Below are 18,546 nucleotides of genomic sequence, written 5' to 3'. Positions count from 1 at the left end.
ATGGCCCGCCGCCGCGCCCGAATCCTGACCGACGAGGAACGCGCCCTGTGGCGCGCCTTTGCCAGCTCCGTGCAGCCGTTGCCGGGTCATGCCCTGCCGCCCGCGCCAGCCCCTGCCGTGCCGACGGAACCGGCGCCCGTCCCGCCACCCGCAGCCGCCTCGGCCATGCCCACCCGCGGAAAGGCGCCCTTGCCGGCCCGGCCGCCATCGGTGCAGGTGGGGCAGATGCCCTCGGGCCTGGACCGCAACCGCTGGCGGGACCTGCATCGCGGCCGCACCCGTCCGGAGCGCACCCTCGACCTGCATGGCCGCCGGGCGCAGGACGCCTATCACGCCGTGCGCTCCTTCCTGCTCTCCGCCCATGCCGATGGGCTGCGCTGCGTGGCGGTGGTGACGGGCAAGGGGCCGATGCCCGAGGGGGGCGTGCTACGGCGGGAATTCCCGCACTGGCTGAACGCGCCGGACCTGCGTGCCCTGGTGCTGGGCGCCGCCTATCCCCATGCCGCCAACCAGGGCGCGGTGCATCTGCTGCTGCGCCGGCGCCGGCAGCCATGACCCCCTTCGGCGCCCGGCTGCGCCAGCTGCGGGAGGAGCGGGGCGTCACCCTCTCCGGCCTGGCAGCGGCCCTGCAGGTCTCGGCCGCCTATCTCTCGGCGCTGGAGCATGGGCGGCGCGGCCGGCCCTCGGCCGGGCTGATCCACCAGGTGAACGAATATTTCGGGCTCTGGGACGATGAGATGACGCGGCTGGCTCGCATCTCCCACCCCCGCGTGGTGCTGGATACCGCCGGGCTCTCCCCAGCCGCGACGGCGCTGGCCAATGAGCTGGCCCTGCGTATCCGCGCGCTGACGCCGGCCCAGATCATGGCGATGCGGGCGCTGATGGAGGCGGAGCCGGACGGTTGAGCGCCGCCCGCTGCCGGCCGGCCGCTGAGGCGGTGCGCCGGACGCATGAAAAAAGGCGGCCCGGTGTCCCGGGCCGCCTCGTTCCTTATGCCGCTTCGCTTTCCGAACGGCGCGCGTGCTTCTTGCGCTCGTTGGGGTCGAGGTAGCGCTTGCGCAGGCGGATGGCGGAAGGCGTCACCTCCACCAGCTCGTCGTCCTCGATATAGGCGATGGCCTGCTCCAGGCTCATCCGGCGCGGGGGCGTCAGCAGCAGGGCCTCGTCCTTGCCGGCGGCGCGGACATTGGTCAGCTTCTTTTCCTTGATGGGATTCACGTCGAGGTCGTTCTCGCGCGAATGCTCACCCAGGATCAGGCCGGTATAGACCTTGGCGCCGGGATCCACGAACAGCGTGCCACGCTCCTGCAGCGAGAAGAGCGCGTACTGCACCGCCTCGCCGTCGGAGTTGGAGATCAGGCTGCCCTTGATGCGGCCCTCGATCGGCCCGGCCCAGGGCTGATAGCCCAGGAACAGGCGGTTCATCATGCCGGTGCCGCGCGTGTCCGTCATGAACTCGCCGTGGTAGCCGATCAGCCCGCGCGACGGGATGTGGAAGGTCAGGCGCACCTTGCCGCCGCCGGAGGGACGCATGTCCTGCATCATGCCCTTGCGGAGCGAGAGCTTCTCCACAACGACGCCCGAATATTCCTCATCGACGTCGATGACGGCTTCTTCGAAGGGCTCTTCCTTCTCGCCCGTCTCCGGGTTGATCTGCGTCAGCACGCGCGGGCGGCCGATGGTCAGCTCGAAGCCCTCGCGGCGCATCTGCTCGATCAGCACGCCCAGCTGAAGCTCGCCGCGGCCGGCCACCTCAAAGGCGTCCACTTCCTCGGAGACCTTCACGCGGATGGCGACATTGCCCTCGATCTCCTTGAACAGGCGATCGCGGATCTGGCGCGACGTGACCTTCTTGCCCTCACGGCCGCCCAACGGGCCGTCGTTGATGCGGAAGGTCATGGACAGCGTCGGCGGGTCGATCGGGATCGCGTGCAGCGGCTCCGTCACCTCAGGGGAGGCGATGGTGTCGGGGATGGTGGCGTCCGAGAGGCCGGCGATGGCGCAGATGTCGCCCGCCTGCACCTCGTCGACCGGCACGCGGTCCAGGCCCGAGAAGGTCATCAGCTTGGTCAGGCGGCCCGTCTCGACCACCGTGCCGTCCTGGCGCAGCACGCGCACGGGCATGTTGGTCTTGGCGACGCCCTGCTCGATACGGCCGGTCAGGATGCGGCCCAGGAACGGGTCGGCCTCCAGGATCGTCGCGTTCATGGCGAAGGGCGCGTCGTGCTTGACGGTCGGCGCCGGCACATGGCTCAGGATCAGGTCGAACATCGGCGACAGGTCCTTGCGGGGACCGTCCATCGTCAGATCGGCCCAGCCCTGGCGGCCAGAAGCGAACATGGTGTGGAAATCGAGCTGCTCGTCCGTGGCGCCGAGGGCGGCGAAGAGGTCGAAGACCTCGTTCAGCACTTCATCGGCGCGGGCGTCCTGGCGGTCGACCTTGTTGATGACGACGATCGGCTTCAGGCCACGGGCCAGCGCCTTGGTCAGCACGAACTTGGTCTGCGGCAGCGGACCTTCGGCGGCATCACAGAGCACGATGGCGCCATCGACCATCGAGAGGATACGCTCGACCTCACCGCCGAAATCGGCGTGGCCCGGCGTGTCGACGATGTTGATCTTGACGCCCTTCCACTCGACGGCGGTGGACTTGGCGAGAATGGTGATGCCGCGTTCACGCTCCAGGTCGTTGCGATCCATGGCGCGCTCGGCAACGGCCTGATTGGCGCGGAAGGCACCGGCCTGCTTCAGCAGGTTGTCGACCAGCGTTGTCTTGCCGTGGTCGACGTGAGCGATAATTGCGACGTTGCGCAGTTCCATTAGGCGGGCAGTCCCCGGGGCTGCGCCGCCTGCGCACGCGCCCCAAGGCCCTGGCCGTCTTCCGCCGGGCCGATTCCTGCCGCGAAAGGCGGGTTGGTCGGACCGAAGGGTTGGGCAGGACCGGGCGGGAGACGCCGGGCGGCTTGTTGTGCGGCGCACAGATAAGCGCTCGAAACGGAAAAAGCGAGCCTTAACGACATCACACCCCGGCGGGAGGCGCAGGGCAGCCCCGCCACGCCGCGAGCCGAAGAAGTGGCCGCTCCAGATCCGAGGGCCGCCGGGAGCCGTTCAGAGGTGATAGACGGCCTTGTGCACGCCGCCGTTATCGCGCGGGTCGAAACGGTTCACCACGCACATGTGCATGGCGGGGCGGAGGGTCTGCGGAGCCACCACCGGATTGTCCTTGCGCGGGCGGGCCTGCTGCTTGGCGCCGCCGTCACGGGGCAGCTGCTCGGCGACCAGACGGTGGGCCGGCAAGCGGCCGGAAAGGCCCATTTCCTCGCAGCCCGGCGTGTCGGGGGCCAGCCGGGTGCTGATGGTGGATGTGTCCACGAGGGAGAATCCGGTTTCGAGGCGCCCCTGGGCCGTGGGGGACGGCGCCGGGAGGGCGGGCGGGGGGGATGGGACGGAATGCGGCGCCACGACCAGGGCCATGGCAAAAACCGCAGCCGCCACCTGGGGGAAGGACGACGGGCGCATGTTTTCTCAACGCACCGTATGAAGAGTTGTTGCGAGGTATCTGATATCCTTGGCGTGAGCAGGAATCTTCCTCACCCCAGGATTCAAGTGGCGGTGCCGCGCGGGGGGCGCCACCGCTAGATTTGGTGCGAGGATGCAGCCGAATGCCTTCTGCCGAGTTGGGGGGGTGCCACGGCACAGGACCAGGGCCAGAGGAGGCAAGCCGCATGAGCGACACGACAGGCGATGATGACGATTTCGACCTTGGCATCAGCGTCGAGACGGTGGCGACGGTCGTCGACCACCTGCGCGCCCTGCAGGAGGAAGGCAGCGAGGAGGATGAGGCCGGCGACTCCGATGATGGGAACGAGGATCAGCAACTCGACGAGGATACGATCTACGCCTTCATCGAGGAGCTGAACGAGGATGAGCAGGCGGCGCTGGTGGCGCTGGCCTGGGTAGGCCGCGGCGATTACGAGCCGGAGCAGTGGGATGAGGCGGTGGCGATGGCCAAGGAGCGCGGCGCGGGCCTCAGCACCGCCGAATACCTGATCCAGATGGACCTTGCCGCCGACCTGCTGGCCGAGGGGCTCGGGGCCTTCGGCCTGTCCATCGACGATATCGAGCGCTGACGGAGAGTGGGGGGAGGGGCGCCCGCGCCCCTCAGCCCAGCCGCTCCACCCTCTCGCCGGGCAGGCCGGCGATCTCGCGGATCAGCTTGCGCCGCACAGCGACGCCGAAGCTCTGGAAATCCTCCGCCACCACCATGAAGGCCCCCGTGCCGCCGATAACGGAATCATTATAGTACTGGTCCAGCGCCAGCCGGGGGCCGCGACCGAAGGTGGGACGGTCGTTCACGATGGGCAGGCCGTTGATGATGATGCCCTCGGCCACCAGGCGGTCCCGGACCGGCTCGGGCGGCGGGCCGGAATTGTTCACTCCATCGCCGGAAACGTCGATGACGCGCCGGATGCCCTCGAAGGGCGCCTGGGCCAGCACCTGGGCGCTGAACTCCAGCGCGCCGGAGATCGAGGTCCAGGAGAGGGAGTTGCGCGGTGCCTCGGCCAGGGCCTCCGCCCAGGCGGCGGCGTCCCGCTGGCTGGCGATGCGGCGCCAGGGCAGCACCAGCCGCTGATACTCGATCCCCGCCCATTCGACATAGGCGAGGCCGATGCTGCCCAGCACGCCGCCCAGCATGGCCTCCACCACGCGGGGGTCGGAGACGCCGTTGCGGTAACCCTCCCGCTGCAGCTTCGCCTCGTCGTCATCGACGGAGCGGGAGATGTCGATGGCCAGCACCAGCAGCGTATCGACGGGCTCCTGGTCTTCCGCCCGCAGCGGCGCCGGGAGCGCGGCGAGGCTCGCTGCCGCCAGCAGGTCACGTCTCCGCAGGATCGCTGGAGGCATCGCCCTACTCCTGTTGCTTGGAAGGTAAGCAAACGAAAACAGGCGCTCGTGGCGCAAGGTTTCCGAAATGAGCCGGCGCACAAGCTCTCGTGTGCGGGTGGACATTCAGGGAAGTGCTCTGGGAGGGGGAGCGCCGTTCCCTTCCCACCGGCCAGGCCGGTTCCCTTCGGCGCGGGGACCAGAGCAACCCGAGCATGGGGGGCTGGCCAGCGGACCGCAACATCGAAGCCCGAACAGGCGCGCCCATGCGGGGCGTGCCCAGGCATTGCGCGGGCCCGCCGGGCCACCTCATATGCCAGAGCATGGATCTGGATTTCACCGACGCCGAGCTGCAACGCTATTCGCGCCACATCCTGCTGCAGGAGGTGGGCGCCATCGGCCAGGCCAGGCTGCGCGCGGCGCGGGTGCTGGTGGTGGGCGCCGGGGGCCTCGGCTCGCCGCTCGCGCTCTATCTGGCGGCGGCGGGGGTCGGCACCCTCGGGCTGGTGGATGACGACCGGCTGGAACTGTCCAACCTGCAGCGGCAGGTGGCGCATGACATGACCCGCCTCGGCCAGAACAAGGCCGCGAGCGTGGCGGAAGCTCTGGCGCGGCTGAACCCGGAGGTGCGGGTGGAGGTGCATGACCGGCACCTGGATGCCGCGGCCGCCGAGGCGCTGATCCCGCGCTACGACCTGGTTTGCGACGGCACCGACAATTTCGATACCCGCTACCTGGTGGGCGATGCCTGCCACCTGCTGGGGCGCACGCTGGTCACGGCCTCCGTGCTGCGCTTCGAAGGGCAGCTCTCGGTCTTCAAGTCGCATGCCGGTCACGCCTTCCCCTGCCATCGCTGCCTGCACCCGGCGCCGCCGCCGCCGGGGCTGGTGCCCAGCTGTTCCGAGGCCGGGGTGCTGGGCGCCGTGACGGGCGTGATGGGCACCCTGCAGGCCACGGAGGTGCTGAAGGAGATCCTGGGCATCGGCGAGAGCCTGGCCGGACGCCTGCTGCTCTGGGACGCGCTGGATGCGCGCTTCCGCACCATCCGGCTGAAGCGCGACCCGGCCTGCCCGCTCTGCGGCGAGCAGCCCCGCATCCGCGACCTCTCGGCGCATGACGGGGCCGCGCTGGCGCCGGCCTGTTCCGTGCCGTGACGCCGCCGGGCCTGCCATCAGGATCGCCGCTGGGAGTGCTGCTGCGCTCCGGCGGGCATGAGGCGGCGCATTACGCGCTGGTGGTGGCCACCGGCGCGGCGGCGGTGGGGCGGCCGGTGGTGCTCTTCGCCACCAATGCCGGCTGCCGGCTGCTGCTGCGCGACAACCCCCTGCTGACGGACCCGCGTGAGGCGCTGCTGGCCGGGCGCGGCGTGGCGGGCATCGGCATCCTGGCGGAAGCGGCGGTGGAGCTGGGCATCCGCCGCATCGCCTGCGAGGCCGGGCTGCGGGCCGAGGCCATCCCGGCCAAGGCCTTGGCCGGGGGGGTGGAGGTGGCGGGGATCGTCACCTTCCTCTCGGCGGTGGGGCAGGGGCAGATGCTGGCTCTCTGAAGCCGGGCCGCCGCCGGGCGCATTCTTCCGGCGCGGCGGCCTCCGGGGCTTGACCGGAGCGCCGCATTTTGCGCGTGATCCCCCCATGCCCCGGCTTCGCCTGACCTCATCCCTACTGCTTCCCGTCCTGCTTCTTTCAACCCTGCCGGCGGTGGGTCAGTCCTCGCTCGGCACCTCGCAGGGCAGCCTGCCGCCACCCCGCCCCGCCGCGCCACCACCACCCCCGCGCGTGGCGCCCGCCCCGGCGCAGGGGCAAATGCAGGCCCCGCCATCGCGGCCGCAGAACCCCTCCACCCCTGCCAGGCCCCAGGCGCAGAGCCCGGCGCAGCAGCGCCCGGCGCAGGCACCCGCCAGGCCACCGGCCCGGGCGCAGGAGCAGCGGCCCGCCCGCGACCGCCCGCGGCGGCGGCGGGGCGCCCCGCCCCGTGGTGCGCGCGCCGCAGCAGACCGGCCGCCCGGCCTCCCCCAATGCCCGCAACCGGGCCGGGGCGGCGGCGGGGGCCGCCGCCGGCGTCGCGGCCGGCGCCGCCATGGCACCGCCGCCCGCGCGGGCCGAGCCGCCGCCGGACCCCAATCCCGGCGTCGGCAGCGTCACCGGCCTGCCGGTGCCGCGCTTCGTGGCGCTGCGGTCGGATGAGGTGAATCTGCGTATCGGCCCGGATACGCGCTTCCCCATCGAATGGACCTACCAGCGGCGCGACCTGCCGGTGGAGGTGCTGCGCGAGTACAACCAGTGGCGCCGCATCCGCGACATGGACGGCACCGAGGGCTGGGTGCACCAGTCCACCCTGGCCGGCCGCCGCACGCTGGTGGTGGTGGGGCAGCCGCGCGAGCTGCGGCGTTCCGCTGCCGCCGAGAGCGGCATCGTCGCGCATCTGCAGCCCGGCGTGGTCGGCCGCATCCGCCGCTGCGCCGCCGGCAGCGCTTGGTGCGAGGTGCGGATCGGCGACCATTCCGGCTGGCTGCGCCGCAGCGACTTCTGGGGCGTGGCGCCGGACGAGGTGATCGACTGAGGCGTCAGCCGCGCTGCGCCAGCGCCAGCTTCAGCCCGAAGCCCAGGAAGACGCAGCCGGTCAGCCGGTCCAGCCACCGCACCACCCCCGGCTGCGAGAGGAAGCGGCCGAGCGGCACGGTCATGCCCACCAGCAGCGAGAACCAGGCGAGGGTGAGGGCCACATGCACCAGTGCCAGCAGCAGTGAGAAACCCGCGACGCCCGTCCCCTGCGGAATGAACTGCGGCAGGGAGGTCACGTAGAAGACGCCGACCTTCGGGTTCAGCAGGTTGGTGAGCAGCCCGTTGCGGAAGCCCTCCCGCGCGCCGGGGGCGGCGCGGTGCGGCCCCTCCGCCACGAGGACACGGGGCCGGGCCAGCAGCTTCAGGCCAAGCCAGACCAGATAGGCCGCGCCTGCCCATGTGACGATGGCGAAGCCCAGGGCGGAGGCTGCCAGCAGGGCTGTCAGACCGAAGGCGGCACCCACGCCCCAGACCAGCAGGCCGAGGCAGATGCCGCCGGCCGCCGCCAGCCCCGCGCGGGCGCCGGAAGCACCGGAGGTCCGCAGTACCAGGGCCGTGTCCATGCCCGGAGTGACGGTGAAGACGGAGGCCGCCGCCACGAAGGCGGTGAGGGAGAGGAGGGTCGGGCTCATTGCCTCGTCACCCGCCCTCAGCCGATGGCGAGCTTCGCCGCCAGCCCCAGCCCGGCGGTGACGCCGAGGGTGCCCAGCAGCCCCAGCCGCGATCCGAAGAGGCAAAGCGCCGCCACCGCCGCCAGGGCCAGGGCCAGCGGGTCCAGGCTGGCAGGCAGCGGCAGTTCCAGGGCCAGCGGGCCCAGCCGCGCCGGGCGCATCTCGGTGAAGAGCACCCGCAGGCCGAACCAGAGCGCCAGATTGGCGATGACGCCCACCACCGCCGCCGTCACGGCGGCCAGGGCTCCGGCCAGCTTCCGGTTGCTGTGCAGCCGTTCCACATAGGGCGCGCCGAGGAAGATGAAGGCGAAGCAGGGCGCGAAGGTGACCCAGACCGTCAGCAGTGCCGCCATGACGCCCCAGGCCAACCCGCCCTGGCCATAGCCCGCCATGAAGCCCACGAATTGCAGGACCAGGATCAGCGGGCCCGGCGTGGTCTCCGCCAGGCCGAGGCCGACGAGCATCTGGTGCGGGTTCAGCCAGCCGTAATCCTGCACCGCCTCCTGCGCCACATAGGCCAGCACGGCATAGGCGCCGCCCACCGTCACCACTGCCATCTTGGAGAAGAACCAGGCGATATCGGCGAAGAAACCCTGCTCCAGCAGCGCCAGCGCCGCCAGCGGCAGCAGCCAGAGCGCGAGGGCGGCCCAGCCTGCGCGCCAGGCGCGGGCGGTGAGGCGGTCCAGGCGGCCGGGATCGGCGGCCAGGGCGGCATCCAGCATGGCGGGCGGGCCGTCCCTGGCCGTGCCAGGGCCGGCGCCGCGGAAGGCCCCCGGCGCCGCATAGCCGAGCAGGGCCGCGGACAGCACCACGACCGGGAAGGGAAGACCGAAGGCGAAGAGCGCCAGGAAGGCGGCGGCGGCCAGCATCCACGCAGCATCGGTATGCAGGGCGCGCCGGGCGACGCGCAGCAGCGCCTCCAGCACCAGCACCAGCACCGCGCATTTCAGCCCGTAGAAGAGCGCGGCCACTGCCGGAACCTGGCCCAGCGTGGCGTAGAGGATGGAGAGGCCGAGCATGACCACCATGCCCGGCAGCACGAAGAGCAGCCCGGCCGCCAGGCCGCCGCGCACGCCATGCAGCAGCCAGCCGAGATAGGTGGCCAGCTGCTGCGCCTCCGGCCCCGGCAGCAGGGTGCAGAAGTTCAGCGCGTGCAGGAAGCGGGCATCCGAGACCCAGCGTCGCTCGTCCACCACCTCCCGGTGCAGCAGGGCGATCTGCCCGGCGGGGCCGCCGAAGGAGAGCAGCCCGACCTTCAGCCAGACCCGCAGCGCCTCGGCGAAGCCGGGCAGGGCGGCACCATCCCCGGCGGGTGGCTCGGGCCGGGTGGCCAGGCGCAGCGCGGTGTCACTCATATCAAGCCATACTCCGGCCGGCTGGCGTCTGGACTGGGCGGGACAGGTGCCCCGGCGGCGGGGTGCTGCCGGCGACAGAAGGCGTCATACAGCATCATCGCCGCGTCAAGCCGCCGGGATCGTCGAGATTTATGTGGAAGGGCCGGGCAGGGGCTTGGCCGCGCGGGGCCCGCCCTCAGTTCAGGCGCTGGCGCAGTTCGGTGGCCATGGCGCGGGCCCGGGCGGCGGCCTCGCCTTCCGGGACCAGTGCCAGGAAGCGGTCGAGGCAGGTCAGGGCCTTGCCGATGCGGTCCAGCCGCTGGTTCATCACGGCGGCTTCGCGCCAAAGCGCGGCGGCATCGGGCGCCAGGCGCAGCATGTCCTCGGTGCAGGCCAGGGCGCCGTCCAGCGCGCCGTCATGCAGGCGGCGCAGCTTGATGTTGTTCTGCAGCCGCAGCAGCACCGCGCGCTTGCCGACGGAGGCCAGCACGCCCGGGCGCAGCTCCGCCTGCTCGCCCTCGATGCGCTTCAGCAGCATGCGGAGGGCGGGAGCTTCCAGCACCAGCCCGCCATGGAAGGGATCCACGACCACGACGCCGCGCCTCCCCTCCACCCCCAGCAGGAAATGCCCAGGGAAATCCAGCCCATGGGCCGGCCAGCCGGCGGCTTCCGCGATATGCAGCCAGAGCAGCCCCAGTGCCACCGGCAGGCCGCGCCGCCGCTGCGTGACGCGGATCAGATTGGCATTGGCGGGGTCGTCGTAGCTCGTCTCGTCGCCCTCATAGCCGAAGCGGGCGAGGACGGAGGCCAGCAGCTCGGCCCGGCGCAGCGGGTCGCCGGCATCGGCCTGGCTGTCCGCGGCGGCGGCGGTGACGGTCTGGCGGGCGAGGTCGGAAAGATGGGCGGCGGCGGCCCGCCAATCGGCCTCCGGCGCGTCGATCCTGGCGAATTGCAGCGCGACGCCGGCGAGGTCGAGTTCGGCATCCGGCAATTGCCCGGCGGCGGTCAGGGCCGCGCGGGCTTCCGCGACGGAGGAGGCAGCATCCATCCTTAATGGATGGCGGCGCGGAGGGACGGGTTCAAGTCCCCGGCCGGTTCCGGCGGCCATGATCAGGCGCCGGGCCCGCGCCCGGCCAGCATCGGCCCCAGCGGCTGGCCGCCGAAGATATGCACATGGAAATGCGGCACTTCCTGCCCGGCGTCATGGCCCATATTGGTCAGCACACGAAAGCCGGCATCTTCCAGCCCCAGCTTGCGCGCCGTCTCCGCCACCGCGCGCCAGAAGCCGGCGATGGCCTCGGGCGGGGCCCCGACCGAGAAGTCGGCGACCGAGACATAGGGCCCCTTCGGGATTACCAGCACATGCACCGCCGCCTGCGGCGCGATGTCGTGGAAGGCGAGGGCGTATTCATCCTCATGCACCTTCCGCGACGGGATCTCGCCGCGCAGGATGCGGGCGAAGATATTGCCCTCGTCATAAGGGGGGCGGCCGGAGACAGGCATGGCGGACGTTCCTCTGGCTTAGGGGATTTTCGTCGTCTGGGCGGCGCGGACGATGCCCTTGGGGCGGGCCGCCTTCTCGGCAATACCGGAGATGCCCTCGCGCCGCACCAGCTCGGCCCAGACTTCCTCCGGCCGGATGCCGGCATCCACCCAGACCACCAGCAGGTGATAGAGCAGGTCGGCGCTTTCCAGCACCGTGGCGGAGCGGTTGCCCAGCGTCGCCTCGATCACGCATTCCACCGCTTCCTCGCCCAGCTTCTGCGCCACCTTGGCGGTGCCGCGCGACAGCAGCCGGGCGGAATGGGAGATGGTGGTATCGCCGGAAACGCGGCGGTTCTCGATTGTCTCCCACAGCCGGCGCAGCACCTCGATATCGCCGGTGGCCGGCAGGTCCAGCGGCAGCAGGTGGCGCGCCTCGACCTTCCGGACGGATTTGCGCGCCTTGGCGATGACCGGGGGCACGACCGGGGCCAGATCCGGCGGCAGCGGCAGGGCGGCCTTCTTCTTGGCCGGCTTCTTGGCCGCGGGCTTGGCGGCGAGTTTCCCCGTCGCCTTCTTCTTCAAGTCTTTAGCCATGCTTCAGGCGACTTTCCTGCGGTCTGTCAGTGGGCGCACCGGCAGGCCAGCGGCGGCGAGCGCCGCCTTGGCCTCGGCGATACGCATCTCGCCATAGTGGAACACGCTGGCGGCGAGCAGGCCGGTAGCCCCGGCGCGCGCGCCCTCGATGAAGTGCTCGACCTTGCCCACCCCGCCCGAGGCCACCAGCGGCAGCCGGACGGCGGCGCGCATGGCGCGCAGCAGGTCCAGGTCGAAGCCCGATTTGGTGCCGTCCCGGTCCATCGAGGTCACCAGCAGTTCCCCGGCCCCCAGGCTGGCGACCTGCCGGGCCCAGTCCAGCGCGTCGATGCCCGTGCCCTTGCGGCCGCCATGGGTGAAGACCTCCCATTTGCCGGGGGAGACCTGGCGGGCGTCGATGGCCACCGTGATGGCCTGGCTGCCGAAGGCCTGGGCGGCGCGGCGCACCAGGTCGGGGTCGGTGACGGCGGCGGAATTGATGCTGGCCTTGTCGGCGCCCGCCAGCAGCAGCTTGCGGACATCCTCGACGCTGCGGACGCCGCCGCCGACGGTCAGGGGGATGAAGACCTCGGCCGCCGTGCGGGCGATGACGTCATACATCGTGTCGCGGTTCTCATGCGTCGCGCCGATATCGAGGAAGGTGATCTCGTCCGCCCCCTCCCGGTCATAGGTGCGGGCCTGCTCCACCGGGTCGCCGGCATCGCGGAGGGAGACGAAATTCACGCCCTTCACGACGCGGCCGTCCTTCACGTCCAGGCAGGGGATGACGCGCAGTGCGAGCATGGGCTGGAGGTCCGGGCCTTCCTGGGGTTCAACGGGAAACAAGGGCGATGCGCCGCGCCGCGCGCGTGGTCAAGAGCGGATCGTGTGCTGGGCTTTGACAGGGTCGTGGGCCCGCCGTAACCGCGCGCCATGGATGGGGAGCGGGACGGCATGTCCGGTCTGAAGGGTTGGCTGGCAGGCGCGGCATGGCCGCTCTGGCTGGCGCATGGGGTGGATTGGCAGGCCGGCGCCTTCGAGGAAAGCCTGACGCTTGACCGGCTGGACTGCCCGCTGGATTACCGGCGCCTTCGCGTCGCGGCGCGGCAGGTCTATGTCTTCGCCCAGGCGCATCGCCATGGCCTGCCCCGCGCGGCGGGGGCGGTGGAGCTGGGCGTCGATTTCCTGCGCCGCCGCGCCGCGCTGCCCGGCGGCGGCTATGCCTGGCGCTTCGACCGTCAGGGGCGCGTGACGGATGCGCGAATCGACCTCTACGACCAGGCCTTCGTGCTGCTGGCCCTGTCCGCCGCCACGGCCATCCTGCCGGCGGCGGCGCTGCGCGGGCCGGCCATGGCGCTCGACGATTTCATCGAGTCCGCCATGGCCCATCCGGCCGGCGGTTATGTGGAGAGCCTGCCGCCCGGTCTGCCGCGCCGGCAGAACCCGCATATGCACCTTCTGGAGGCCCGGCTGGCCGCCGCCGAGGCTTTCGGCGAGACGTGCTTCCTGGAGCGCGCCACGCCGCTGGTGGCGCTGTTCCGCGAGCGCTTCCTGCGCGGTGGCGCGCTGCTGGAATTCTTCGGCGAGGACTGGCGGGCGGCGGAGCCGGCGGTGGTTGAACCCGGCCATCATTGCGAATGGATCTGGCTGCTGCACCGCCACGCCCGGCTGACGCGGGGGCCGGTACCGGCCGAGGCCGCCATTCTGCAGGATTTCGTGGACCGCCATGGCGAGGATGCCAGCAGCGGCGCCTTGCGGGACGCCCTGGCGCCGGATGGGCGGGTGCTGGAGGCGGGGGCGCGGCTCTGGCCGCAGACCGAGCGGCTGAAATCCGAGGCCCTGCGGCGGCCCTTCCGGCCGGAGCGGCTGGCAGCGGCCGAGGCGGCCCTGTCAGCCTATCTGCGGCCGGATGGGCTCTGGCACGAACGGCGGCTGCCCGGTGGTGCCTTCAGCACGGAAGCAGCGCCGGCCAGCAGCCTCTACCACCTGACCTGCGGCATCCTGGAAGCGGCGGCGCTGGCGCCGCGCTGAACGCCTAATCCTCCTCCCCATGATCGCGGGGGCCGGGTCCGGCCGGCGGGGCATGGGAGGCGAGTTCCGTCAGGCGCGTGCCATGGCCGAAGTCGTGGCCGGGCACCCGCAGCAGCGCGGCCTGGCGGGCGGCCTCCTTGATGCCGAGGCGGGCAGTGTCTGACAGATCCAATGTGGTCAGGCGCGTAAAGGGGGCGATGAACATCCGGTACTCCGGTTCCTGCGGTGCGCCTTGGAGACGCTTACCGGTTCAACGCCCCTGCAATGAGTTTGTTGCTTGACGCGAACTGGGAAATATTGTTCTTAACCGCCCCTCTACTGCATGGCTCCCCGTGCCGCCACGGGCCAGAGGCATTCCACCCGGCCCTTGCGGACCCCGACATACCAGTCGTAGCGGTCCACCGTCGGGTCGCAATGGCCAGGCACCAGCCGCAGGGTCTCGCCCAGCTTCGGCGCCGCGCCGCCTTCCACTAGGATATTGCCGTGCTCGTCCGAGGCGCCGGCATAGCGCAGGCCCGGCCGCTGCCAGGGCCTGGGGAAGCCGGAATCGGTCGGGATGGCCTTGTGGCCGGCATCGACCACCACCAGCCCGTCATGCGGCGTGCTCATCACCTGCGTCAGCACGAAGAGCGCGTGGCGGAAGGGCGGCGCATCCTCATTGGCGGCGTAATCGGCATCCATCAGGGCGTAGGAGCCTGCCTGGATCTCCGTATAGACGCCGCTGGTGGCCTCATGCCGGAAGGTGCCCGTGCCGGCGCCGCCGACGATCCCGCAATCCAGTCCCTGCTGGCGCAGCTGCTCCACCGTGCGGCGGGTCTGCTCCACCGCGCCGGCGATGGTGGCGGCGCGCTGCTCCGGGCTGCGCTGGTGCTGCGCGCTGCCGTGATAGGCCTGCAGCCCGCCGAAGATCAGGTGCGGGCTGGCGGCGATCCGCTGCGCCAGTGCCACCGCCGCGGGGCCGGGCTGCACGCCGCAGCGGGCGGCGCCGACATCAATTTCCACCAGCATCCGCAGGCGCTGCCCCGCCGCCTCGGCCGCCTGCTCGGCCAGCGCGATCCCGGCCTCATGATCCGTGCAGAGCGCGACGCGGGCGATGCGGGAGAGGGCCATCAGCCGCGCCAGCTTGCGCGGGGAGACGACCTCGTTGCTGACCAGGATATCCGGCACGCCGCCCCAGGCCAGGGCCTCGGCCTCCGCTACCTTCTGCACGCATTGGCCGACAGCGCCGCGCTTCATCTGCTCCAGCGCGATGATGGAGGACTTATGCGTCTTGGCATGGGCGCGCAGCTTCGTGCCGGTGGGCGCCAGGAAGCCGGCCATGGCATCCAGATTCGCCTCGAAGGCATCGAGATCGAGGATCAGGGCGGGGGTATCCACCTCTTCCTCGCGCATGCCGGGTTCGGCGGGCGGGCGTTGCAGCATGGCGTGCTCCTGTAGCGAATCGTCCGGCGGAGCATAGCAGCTTCGGCGCCGGGCTCAGCCCGTCATCGGCGCGCGAAGTCATGAAGGCGTGACGCGGAGTTTTTATGATTCCCGCACTGGCGAAGCGAGTCAGGCTGGGCGAGATCACGCCATCCCTAATTCTGGTGCCGCATGGACCGATCCGCGTCGCAGGGAATCCTGCTCGCCTTCCTGGCCTTCTCCGCCTATGCCATCAGCGATGCCTCCGTGAAGCTGCTGGGCGGCGCGCTCAGCGCCTATGAGGTGGTGTTCTTCGGCGCGCTCTCCGGCCTGCTGGCCCTGCCGCTGCTGCGCCGCCGGGGCGAGCGGCTGCGCGACGTCGTGCATGCCAACAACCGGGTCATGTGGTTCGTGCGCGCGGGGGCCGCGGTCAGCAACAGCATCGGCAGCGTCACGGCCTTCACGCATCTGCCGATGGCCGAGGCCTTCTGCCTGCTCTTCCTGATGCCGACCTTCGTCACCATCCTCTCCGTCCTCTTCCTGCGCGAGCGCGTGGGCTGGCGGCGCTGGCTGGCGGTGCTGATGGGCTTCCTGGGCGTGCTGGTGGTGCTGCGCCCCGGCTTCCGGGAACTGAATATCGGCCATCTCGGCGCGCTGGTCGCCGGGCTCTCTGGCGCGGTGACGGTGGTGGCCATGCGCGCCTTCGGGCACACGGAGAAGCGCATGTCGCTCTACGGCGCCGGGCTGCTGGGGCCGATCCTGGCCGGCGGGCTGCTGATGCTGCCCCATTTCGTCTGGCCGACGCCGATGCAGTGGGTCTGGCTGCTGGGCTACGGGCTGCTGGCGGCGGCCGGAAACCTGCTGGTGATGCTGGCCTCCGCCCGCATCCCCGCCAGCCTGGTGGCGCCGGCGCAATACAGCCAGATGATCTGGGCCATCGTGCTCGGCTACCTCGTCTTCGGCGACAGGCTGGACAACATGATGGCCCTGGGCGTCGCCATCATCATCCTCTCCGGCTTCTTCACCTTCCGGCGGGACCGGGCAGGCGCCTGAAGCCGCCCGGCCAGGCTCCGCGCGAAGGCGTGATGCCGCGCGGACTGCTGCGTTCTTGATTCGTTCTGATTGATAGGCCAAAGTTCCTAAAGACGGGCGAGGGCGAGACGACGCGGCTTCCGCGCCCGCCCCCGCCGGGGCCAGGGGCTCGTCCGCGGCGGACCGCCATGGCACTCAGACGGAGAGGTGATCATGATGAGCGACACGCCCCTGTTTGTTGGCCTCGCGCTGGGCTTCTCCATCCTCACGCCCGTCGGGCCCATGGGTCTGCTCTGTATCCAGCGGAGCTTCGCGGCGGGGATGCGGATCGGCTTCTGCACCGGGCTCGGCGCGACCACGGTGCAACTGGGTTATGGCGCCTTGATCCTGCTCGGGCTGGGGAGCCTGCCGGAATGGAGCGGCGCGGATGAGAAAGTCACTGATATCCTCAGCGGAGTCTTCCTGCTGCTCGCGGCCGCGCGCATTCTGATGCGCCGGAAGCAGGGGCGTGATGCCAGCCTCACGCCGCTGGCGGCCTATCTTTCCGCCGCGGCGCTGCATGCCACCGCGCCGATGCCGCTGGTGCTGACGGTCTCGCGCCTGTCCCCGCATCTGGGCGGCGACGCGCCGGGGCTGCTGGGGGGAATGCTGCTGGCGGCGCTGCTGTGGTGGGGCTGCCTCAGCGGCGGCGTGGCACTGCTGCGGCCCTGGCTGCGGCCGCAGCTGCTGCTCTGGCTGAACCAGGTCGTCGGCATGATGCTGACCGCCCATGGCACCCTGGCCCTGGCGCGGGTGAGAGGATTTATGTCCTAGGGTTCGTTCCCCCGCCATCCACCGGCAGGTAAGTGACATCGCCCTCGGACCCGCCCGTGAAGACGGGAATGCCGGGGGCGGGGCGGGCGAAGGCGGCATCCTCATGGTGGATGTGCAGGGATTCGCCATTGCCCTCGGTGCGGGTGGCGCCGCCACCGACGATATTGCCGGTATGGCCGGGCGGGTATTCGACCGCCACCTGCTCGCCCTGGTTCATCAGCACGCGCATCCGGGTGATGGCCGTGGTCAGTGCCTTGAACATCGCTCGGTTCCTGCCCGGGACGCCGGACCGGCACGCCGCCCCAAGGGACGGCATGCCGGGGAGAGCGGCCTCAGTGCCCGGCGTTCTCGCCGGAGAAATCCGGCGCCTGCAGGCCGGAAGCCTCCAGCTGCTCGGCCAGCAGGGCCTTCAGGCGCTCCAGCCCTTCCTCGGTCTTGGCCTCGGCCCGCGCCACCAGCACCGCCTGGGTATTGGAGGCACGCAGCAGCCACCAGCCATCCTCGGTCAGCACGCGCACGCCATCGACATCCTGCACATTGGCACCGGAGGTGGCGAGGCGGGACTTCACCTCCCGGATGACGCCGAACTTGCGCTCGTCCGGGCAGTTGAAGCGCAGCTCGGGCGTGTTGATCACCTTGGGCAGGGCGTCGCGCATCTGCGCCAGGCTCTCGTCTGCGCGGGCCACGATGCCCAGCAGGCGCACGGCGGAATAGAGCGCGTCATCGAAGCCGTACCACTTGTCGGCGAAGAAGATATGGCCGGACATCTCGCCGGCCAGCGGCGCCTTGGTCTCCGCCATCTTCGCCTTGATCAGGCTGTGGCCGGTCTTCCACATCAGCGGATTGCCGCCGGCCTTGGCCACCTCGTCGAAGAGCACCTGGGATGCCTTGACGTCGGCGATGATGGTGCCGCCCGGATGCTGCTTCAGCACGTCCCGCGCCAGCACCACCAGCAGCTGGTCGCCGAAGAGCATGTTGCCCTCGCCATCCACCGCGCCGATGCGGTCGGCGTCGCCGTCGAGGGCGATGCCGAGATCGGCGCCCTGCTTCTTCACCTCGGCGATGATCTGCTCGAGGTTCTTCAGCACCGTCGGGTCGGGATGGTGGTTGGGGAAGCGGCCGTCGATCTCGCCGTTGATGACGGTGTGGCTGCCCGGCAGCTTGTCCGCGAGGCGCCTGGTGATCTCGGCGCCCGAGCCGTTGCCGGGGTCCCAGACCACCTTCAGCGCGCGGTCGCCACCGTCATAGTCCTGCAGGATGCGGGCGACATAGGCGTCGGAGACATCGACCCGGGTAGAGGAGCCGGAGGCTTCCGCCACCACGTCGCCGCTGGCGGCCATCTGGCCGATCTGCTGGATCTGCGGCCCGAAGAAGGGCTTCTTGCCCAGCATCATCTTGAAGCCGTTGTAGTCCGGCGGATTGTGGCTGCCGGTCACCATCACGGCGCCATCGGCCTTCAGCTCGTAGCTGGCGAAATAGAGCATCGGCGTGGGGCCGCAGCCGATGCGCGCCACTTCCAGCCCGCAGGCGACGAGGCCGGCGACCAGCTGCTGCTCGAGATCGGGGGAGGAGAGGCGGCCGTCATAGCCGACCGCCACCTTCTTTCCGCCTTCGCGGGCCACGATGCTGCCGAAGCAGCGGCCGATGGCGAAGGCGTCCGCGCCCGAGAGGGTTTTTCCGACCACGCCGCGGATATCGTATTCGCGCAGCGAGGTCGGATGGAAATCATGGCGGAAGGTGGTCATGCCGGTTGTCCCCTGA

The 18,546-nt window shown here is 70.8% G+C and carries 22 protein-coding genes; 9 read left to right on the top strand and 13 right to left on the bottom strand.

The features are described 5' to 3' along the window. On the top strand, nucleotides 1-555 hold the full coding sequence (locus IAI58_RS16770; RefSeq protein ID WP_207444743.1) for a Smr/MutS family protein: 555 nt from the start codon (nucleotides 1-3) through the stop codon (nucleotides 553-555). Next, nucleotides 552-905 (top strand): helix-turn-helix domain-containing protein, encoded by a 354-nt coding sequence (locus IAI58_RS16765; protein ID WP_207444744.1) that lies wholly within the window; start codon nucleotides 552-554, stop codon nucleotides 903-905. The genes IAI58_RS16770 and IAI58_RS16765 overlap by 4 nt, the downstream gene beginning before the upstream one ends. An 85-nt stretch (nucleotides 906-990) precedes the next feature. Here the strand turns inward: IAI58_RS16765 and typA are convergent, their stop codons facing one another. Both typA and IAI58_RS16755 read right to left on the bottom strand, forming a co-directional pair. Next, nucleotides 991-2,820, bottom strand: a complete 1,830-nt coding sequence (typA, locus tag IAI58_RS16760; RefSeq protein ID WP_207444745.1) for a translational GTPase TypA — start codon at nucleotides 2,818-2,820, stop codon at nucleotides 991-993. A 288-nt stretch (nucleotides 2,821-3,108) separates the two neighbouring features. Continuing rightward, nucleotides 3,109-3,372, bottom strand: a complete 264-nt coding sequence (locus IAI58_RS16755) for a hypothetical protein (RefSeq protein ID WP_207444746.1) — start codon at nucleotides 3,370-3,372, stop codon at nucleotides 3,109-3,111. 353 nt (nucleotides 3,373-3,725) lie between these two features. Between IAI58_RS16755 and IAI58_RS16750 the strand changes: the two genes are divergently transcribed. Then, a complete protein-coding gene (locus IAI58_RS16750) occupies nucleotides 3,726-4,130 on the top strand; it encodes a DUF3775 domain-containing protein (RefSeq protein ID WP_207444747.1) in 405 nt (134 codons plus the stop codon). A 31-nt stretch (nucleotides 4,131-4,161) separates the two neighbouring features. Here IAI58_RS16750 and IAI58_RS16745 read toward each other — a convergent pair whose 3' ends face one another. Beyond that, entirely contained in the window at nucleotides 4,162-4,905 is a 744-nt protein-coding gene (locus IAI58_RS16745; RefSeq protein WP_207444748.1) for a DUF1194 domain-containing protein, read from the bottom strand. 302 nt (nucleotides 4,906-5,207) lie between these two features. Here IAI58_RS16745 and IAI58_RS16740 point away from each other — a divergent pair, with 302 nt between their 5' ends. From IAI58_RS16740 to IAI58_RS16730, 3 genes are all read left to right on the top strand, one after another. Beyond that, the gene (locus IAI58_RS16740) at nucleotides 5,208-6,038 is read left to right on the top strand and encodes a HesA/MoeB/ThiF family protein (protein ID WP_207444749.1); all 831 of its coding nucleotides are present in this window, start codon (nucleotides 5,208-5,210) and stop codon (nucleotides 6,036-6,038) included. A gap of 35 nt (nucleotides 6,039-6,073) precedes the next feature. Next, complete coding sequence (locus tag IAI58_RS16735) at nucleotides 6,074-6,430, top strand: hypothetical protein (protein ID WP_237182882.1); 357 nt, start codon at nucleotides 6,074-6,076, stop codon at nucleotides 6,428-6,430. Between the two features lie 425 nt (nucleotides 6,431-6,855). Then, complete coding sequence (locus IAI58_RS16730) at nucleotides 6,856-7,443, top strand: SH3 domain-containing protein (protein ID WP_237182881.1); 588 nt, start codon at nucleotides 6,856-6,858, stop codon at nucleotides 7,441-7,443. A 4-nt stretch (nucleotides 7,444-7,447) separates the two neighbouring features. On the opposite strand, the gene IAI58_RS16725 is transcribed toward IAI58_RS16730, so the two are convergent. The 6 genes from IAI58_RS16725 to hisF form a co-directional block, all read right to left on the bottom strand. Continuing rightward, the gene (locus tag IAI58_RS16725) at nucleotides 7,448-8,077 is read right to left on the bottom strand and encodes a LysE family translocator (protein WP_207444750.1); all 630 of its coding nucleotides are present in this window, start codon (nucleotides 8,075-8,077) and stop codon (nucleotides 7,448-7,450) included. A 17-nt stretch (nucleotides 8,078-8,094) separates the two neighbouring features. Beyond that, nucleotides 8,095-9,471 carry a chromate efflux transporter gene (gene chrA, locus IAI58_RS16720; RefSeq protein WP_207444751.1) on the bottom strand — a complete coding sequence of 459 codons (1,377 nt, stop codon included), beginning with the start codon at nucleotides 9,469-9,471 and terminating at the stop codon, nucleotides 8,095-8,097. 175 nt (nucleotides 9,472-9,646) lie between these two features. Further along, nucleotides 9,647-10,498: a SirB1 family protein gene (locus tag IAI58_RS16715; RefSeq protein WP_207444752.1), complete on the bottom strand. Its 852-nt coding sequence runs from the start codon at nucleotides 10,496-10,498 to the stop codon at nucleotides 9,647-9,649. Nucleotides 10,499-10,560: 62 nt separating this feature from the next. Continuing rightward, the gene (locus IAI58_RS16710; protein ID WP_207444753.1) at nucleotides 10,561-10,953 is read right to left on the bottom strand and encodes a histidine triad nucleotide-binding protein; all 393 of its coding nucleotides are present in this window, start codon (nucleotides 10,951-10,953) and stop codon (nucleotides 10,561-10,563) included. A gap of 18 nt (nucleotides 10,954-10,971) precedes the next feature. After that, on the bottom strand, nucleotides 10,972-11,529 hold the full coding sequence (locus IAI58_RS16705) for a phosphoribosyl-ATP diphosphatase (protein ID WP_207444754.1): 558 nt from the start codon (nucleotides 11,527-11,529) through the stop codon (nucleotides 10,972-10,974). A gap of 3 nt (nucleotides 11,530-11,532) precedes the next feature. Next, the gene (gene hisF / locus IAI58_RS16700; protein ID WP_207444755.1) at nucleotides 11,533-12,312 is read right to left on the bottom strand and encodes an imidazole glycerol phosphate synthase subunit HisF; all 780 of its coding nucleotides are present in this window, start codon (nucleotides 12,310-12,312) and stop codon (nucleotides 11,533-11,535) included. Between the two features lie 150 nt (nucleotides 12,313-12,462). Here hisF and IAI58_RS16695 point away from each other — a divergent pair, with 150 nt between their 5' ends. After that, a complete protein-coding gene (locus IAI58_RS16695) occupies nucleotides 12,463-13,539 on the top strand; it encodes an AGE family epimerase/isomerase (RefSeq protein WP_207444756.1) in 1,077 nt (358 codons plus the stop codon). 4 nt (nucleotides 13,540-13,543) lie between these two features. Here the strand turns inward: IAI58_RS16695 and IAI58_RS16690 are convergent, their stop codons facing one another. After that, complete coding sequence (locus tag IAI58_RS16690) at nucleotides 13,544-13,744, bottom strand: hypothetical protein (protein ID WP_207444757.1); 201 nt, start codon at nucleotides 13,742-13,744, stop codon at nucleotides 13,544-13,546. Nucleotides 13,745-13,854: 110 nt separating this feature from the next. Next, on the bottom strand, nucleotides 13,855-14,961 hold the full coding sequence (locus tag IAI58_RS16685) for a DSD1 family PLP-dependent enzyme (RefSeq protein WP_207444758.1): 1,107 nt from the start codon (nucleotides 14,959-14,961) through the stop codon (nucleotides 13,855-13,857). Nucleotides 14,962-15,132: 171 nt separating this feature from the next. Here IAI58_RS16685 and IAI58_RS16680 point away from each other — a divergent pair, with 171 nt between their 5' ends. Both IAI58_RS16680 and IAI58_RS16675 read left to right on the top strand, forming a co-directional pair. Continuing rightward, the gene (locus tag IAI58_RS16680) at nucleotides 15,133-15,993 is read left to right on the top strand and encodes a DMT family transporter (protein WP_207444759.1); all 861 of its coding nucleotides are present in this window, start codon (nucleotides 15,133-15,135) and stop codon (nucleotides 15,991-15,993) included. A gap of 192 nt (nucleotides 15,994-16,185) precedes the next feature. Then, nucleotides 16,186-16,785, top strand: a complete 600-nt coding sequence (locus IAI58_RS16675) for a LysE family transporter (protein WP_208775996.1) — start codon at nucleotides 16,186-16,188, stop codon at nucleotides 16,783-16,785. Here the strand turns inward: IAI58_RS16675 and IAI58_RS16670 are convergent. Next, the gene (locus IAI58_RS16670; protein WP_207444761.1) at nucleotides 16,775-17,047 is read right to left on the bottom strand and encodes a hypothetical protein; all 273 of its coding nucleotides are present in this window, start codon (nucleotides 17,045-17,047) and stop codon (nucleotides 16,775-16,777) included. The genes IAI58_RS16675 and IAI58_RS16670 overlap by 11 nt on opposite strands. A gap of 70 nt (nucleotides 17,048-17,117) precedes the next feature. Continuing rightward, the gene (pgmG, locus tag IAI58_RS16665; protein WP_207444762.1) at nucleotides 17,118-18,530 is read right to left on the bottom strand and encodes a phosphoglucomutase/phosphomannomutase PgmG; all 1,413 of its coding nucleotides are present in this window, start codon (nucleotides 18,528-18,530) and stop codon (nucleotides 17,118-17,120) included. Between the last annotated feature and the right edge of the window lie 16 nt (nucleotides 18,531-18,546).

Source organism: Roseomonas marmotae (genome assembly GCF_017654485.1).
Classification (GTDB): Bacteria; Pseudomonadota; Alphaproteobacteria; order Acetobacterales; family Acetobacteraceae; genus Pseudoroseomonas; species Pseudoroseomonas marmotae.
This window is presented reverse-complemented; position numbering and strand designations above follow the sequence as displayed.

Excerpts from the sequence above, each read along its gene's own strand:
- IAI58_RS16690 (WP_207444757.1), bottom strand. The coding sequence starts at position 13,744 with ATGTTCATCGCCCCCTTTACGCGCCTGACCACATTGGATCTGTCAGAC.
- IAI58_RS16750 (WP_207444747.1), top strand. The coding sequence starts at position 3,726 with ATGAGCGACACGACAGGCGATGATGACGATTTCGACCTTGGCATCAGC.
- IAI58_RS16675 (WP_208775996.1), top strand. The coding sequence starts at position 16,186 with ATGATGAGCGACACGCCCCTGTTTGTTGGCCTCGCGCTGGGCTTCTCC.
- IAI58_RS16705 (WP_207444754.1), bottom strand. The coding sequence starts at position 11,529 with ATGGCTAAAGACTTGAAGAAGAAGGCGACGGGGAAACTCGCCGCCAAG.
- IAI58_RS16770 (WP_207444743.1), top strand. The coding sequence starts at position 1 with ATGGCCCGCCGCCGCGCCCGAATCCTGACCGACGAGGAACGCGCCCTG.
- IAI58_RS16740 (WP_207444749.1), top strand. The coding sequence starts at position 5,208 with ATGGATCTGGATTTCACCGACGCCGAGCTGCAACGCTATTCGCGCCAC.
- IAI58_RS16715 (WP_207444752.1), bottom strand. The coding sequence starts at position 10,498 with ATGGATGCTGCCTCCTCCGTCGCGGAAGCCCGCGCGGCCCTGACCGCC.
- chrA (WP_207444751.1), bottom strand. The coding sequence starts at position 9,471 with ATGAGTGACACCGCGCTGCGCCTGGCCACCCGGCCCGAGCCACCCGCC.
- IAI58_RS16745 (WP_207444748.1), bottom strand. The coding sequence starts at position 4,905 with ATGCCTCCAGCGATCCTGCGGAGACGTGACCTGCTGGCGGCAGCGAGC.
- typA (WP_207444745.1), bottom strand. The coding sequence starts at position 2,820 with ATGGAACTGCGCAACGTCGCAATTATCGCTCACGTCGACCACGGCAAG.
- IAI58_RS16725 (WP_207444750.1), bottom strand. The coding sequence starts at position 8,077 with ATGAGCCCGACCCTCCTCTCCCTCACCGCCTTCGTGGCGGCGGCCTCC.
- hisF (WP_207444755.1), bottom strand. The coding sequence starts at position 12,312 with ATGCTCGCACTGCGCGTCATCCCCTGCCTGGACGTGAAGGACGGCCGC.
- IAI58_RS16680 (WP_207444759.1), top strand. The coding sequence starts at position 15,133 with ATGGACCGATCCGCGTCGCAGGGAATCCTGCTCGCCTTCCTGGCCTTC.
- IAI58_RS16710 (WP_207444753.1), bottom strand. The coding sequence starts at position 10,953 with ATGCCTGTCTCCGGCCGCCCCCCTTATGACGAGGGCAATATCTTCGCC.
- pgmG (WP_207444762.1), bottom strand. The coding sequence starts at position 18,530 with ATGACCACCTTCCGCCATGATTTCCATCCGACCTCGCTGCGCGAATAC.
- IAI58_RS16685 (WP_207444758.1), bottom strand. The coding sequence starts at position 14,961 with ATGCTGCAACGCCCGCCCGCCGAACCCGGCATGCGCGAGGAAGAGGTG.
- IAI58_RS16765 (WP_207444744.1), top strand. The coding sequence starts at position 552 with ATGACCCCCTTCGGCGCCCGGCTGCGCCAGCTGCGGGAGGAGCGGGGC.
- IAI58_RS16670 (WP_207444761.1), bottom strand. The coding sequence starts at position 17,047 with ATGTTCAAGGCACTGACCACGGCCATCACCCGGATGCGCGTGCTGATG.
- IAI58_RS16695 (WP_207444756.1), top strand. The coding sequence starts at position 12,463 with ATGTCCGGTCTGAAGGGTTGGCTGGCAGGCGCGGCATGGCCGCTCTGG.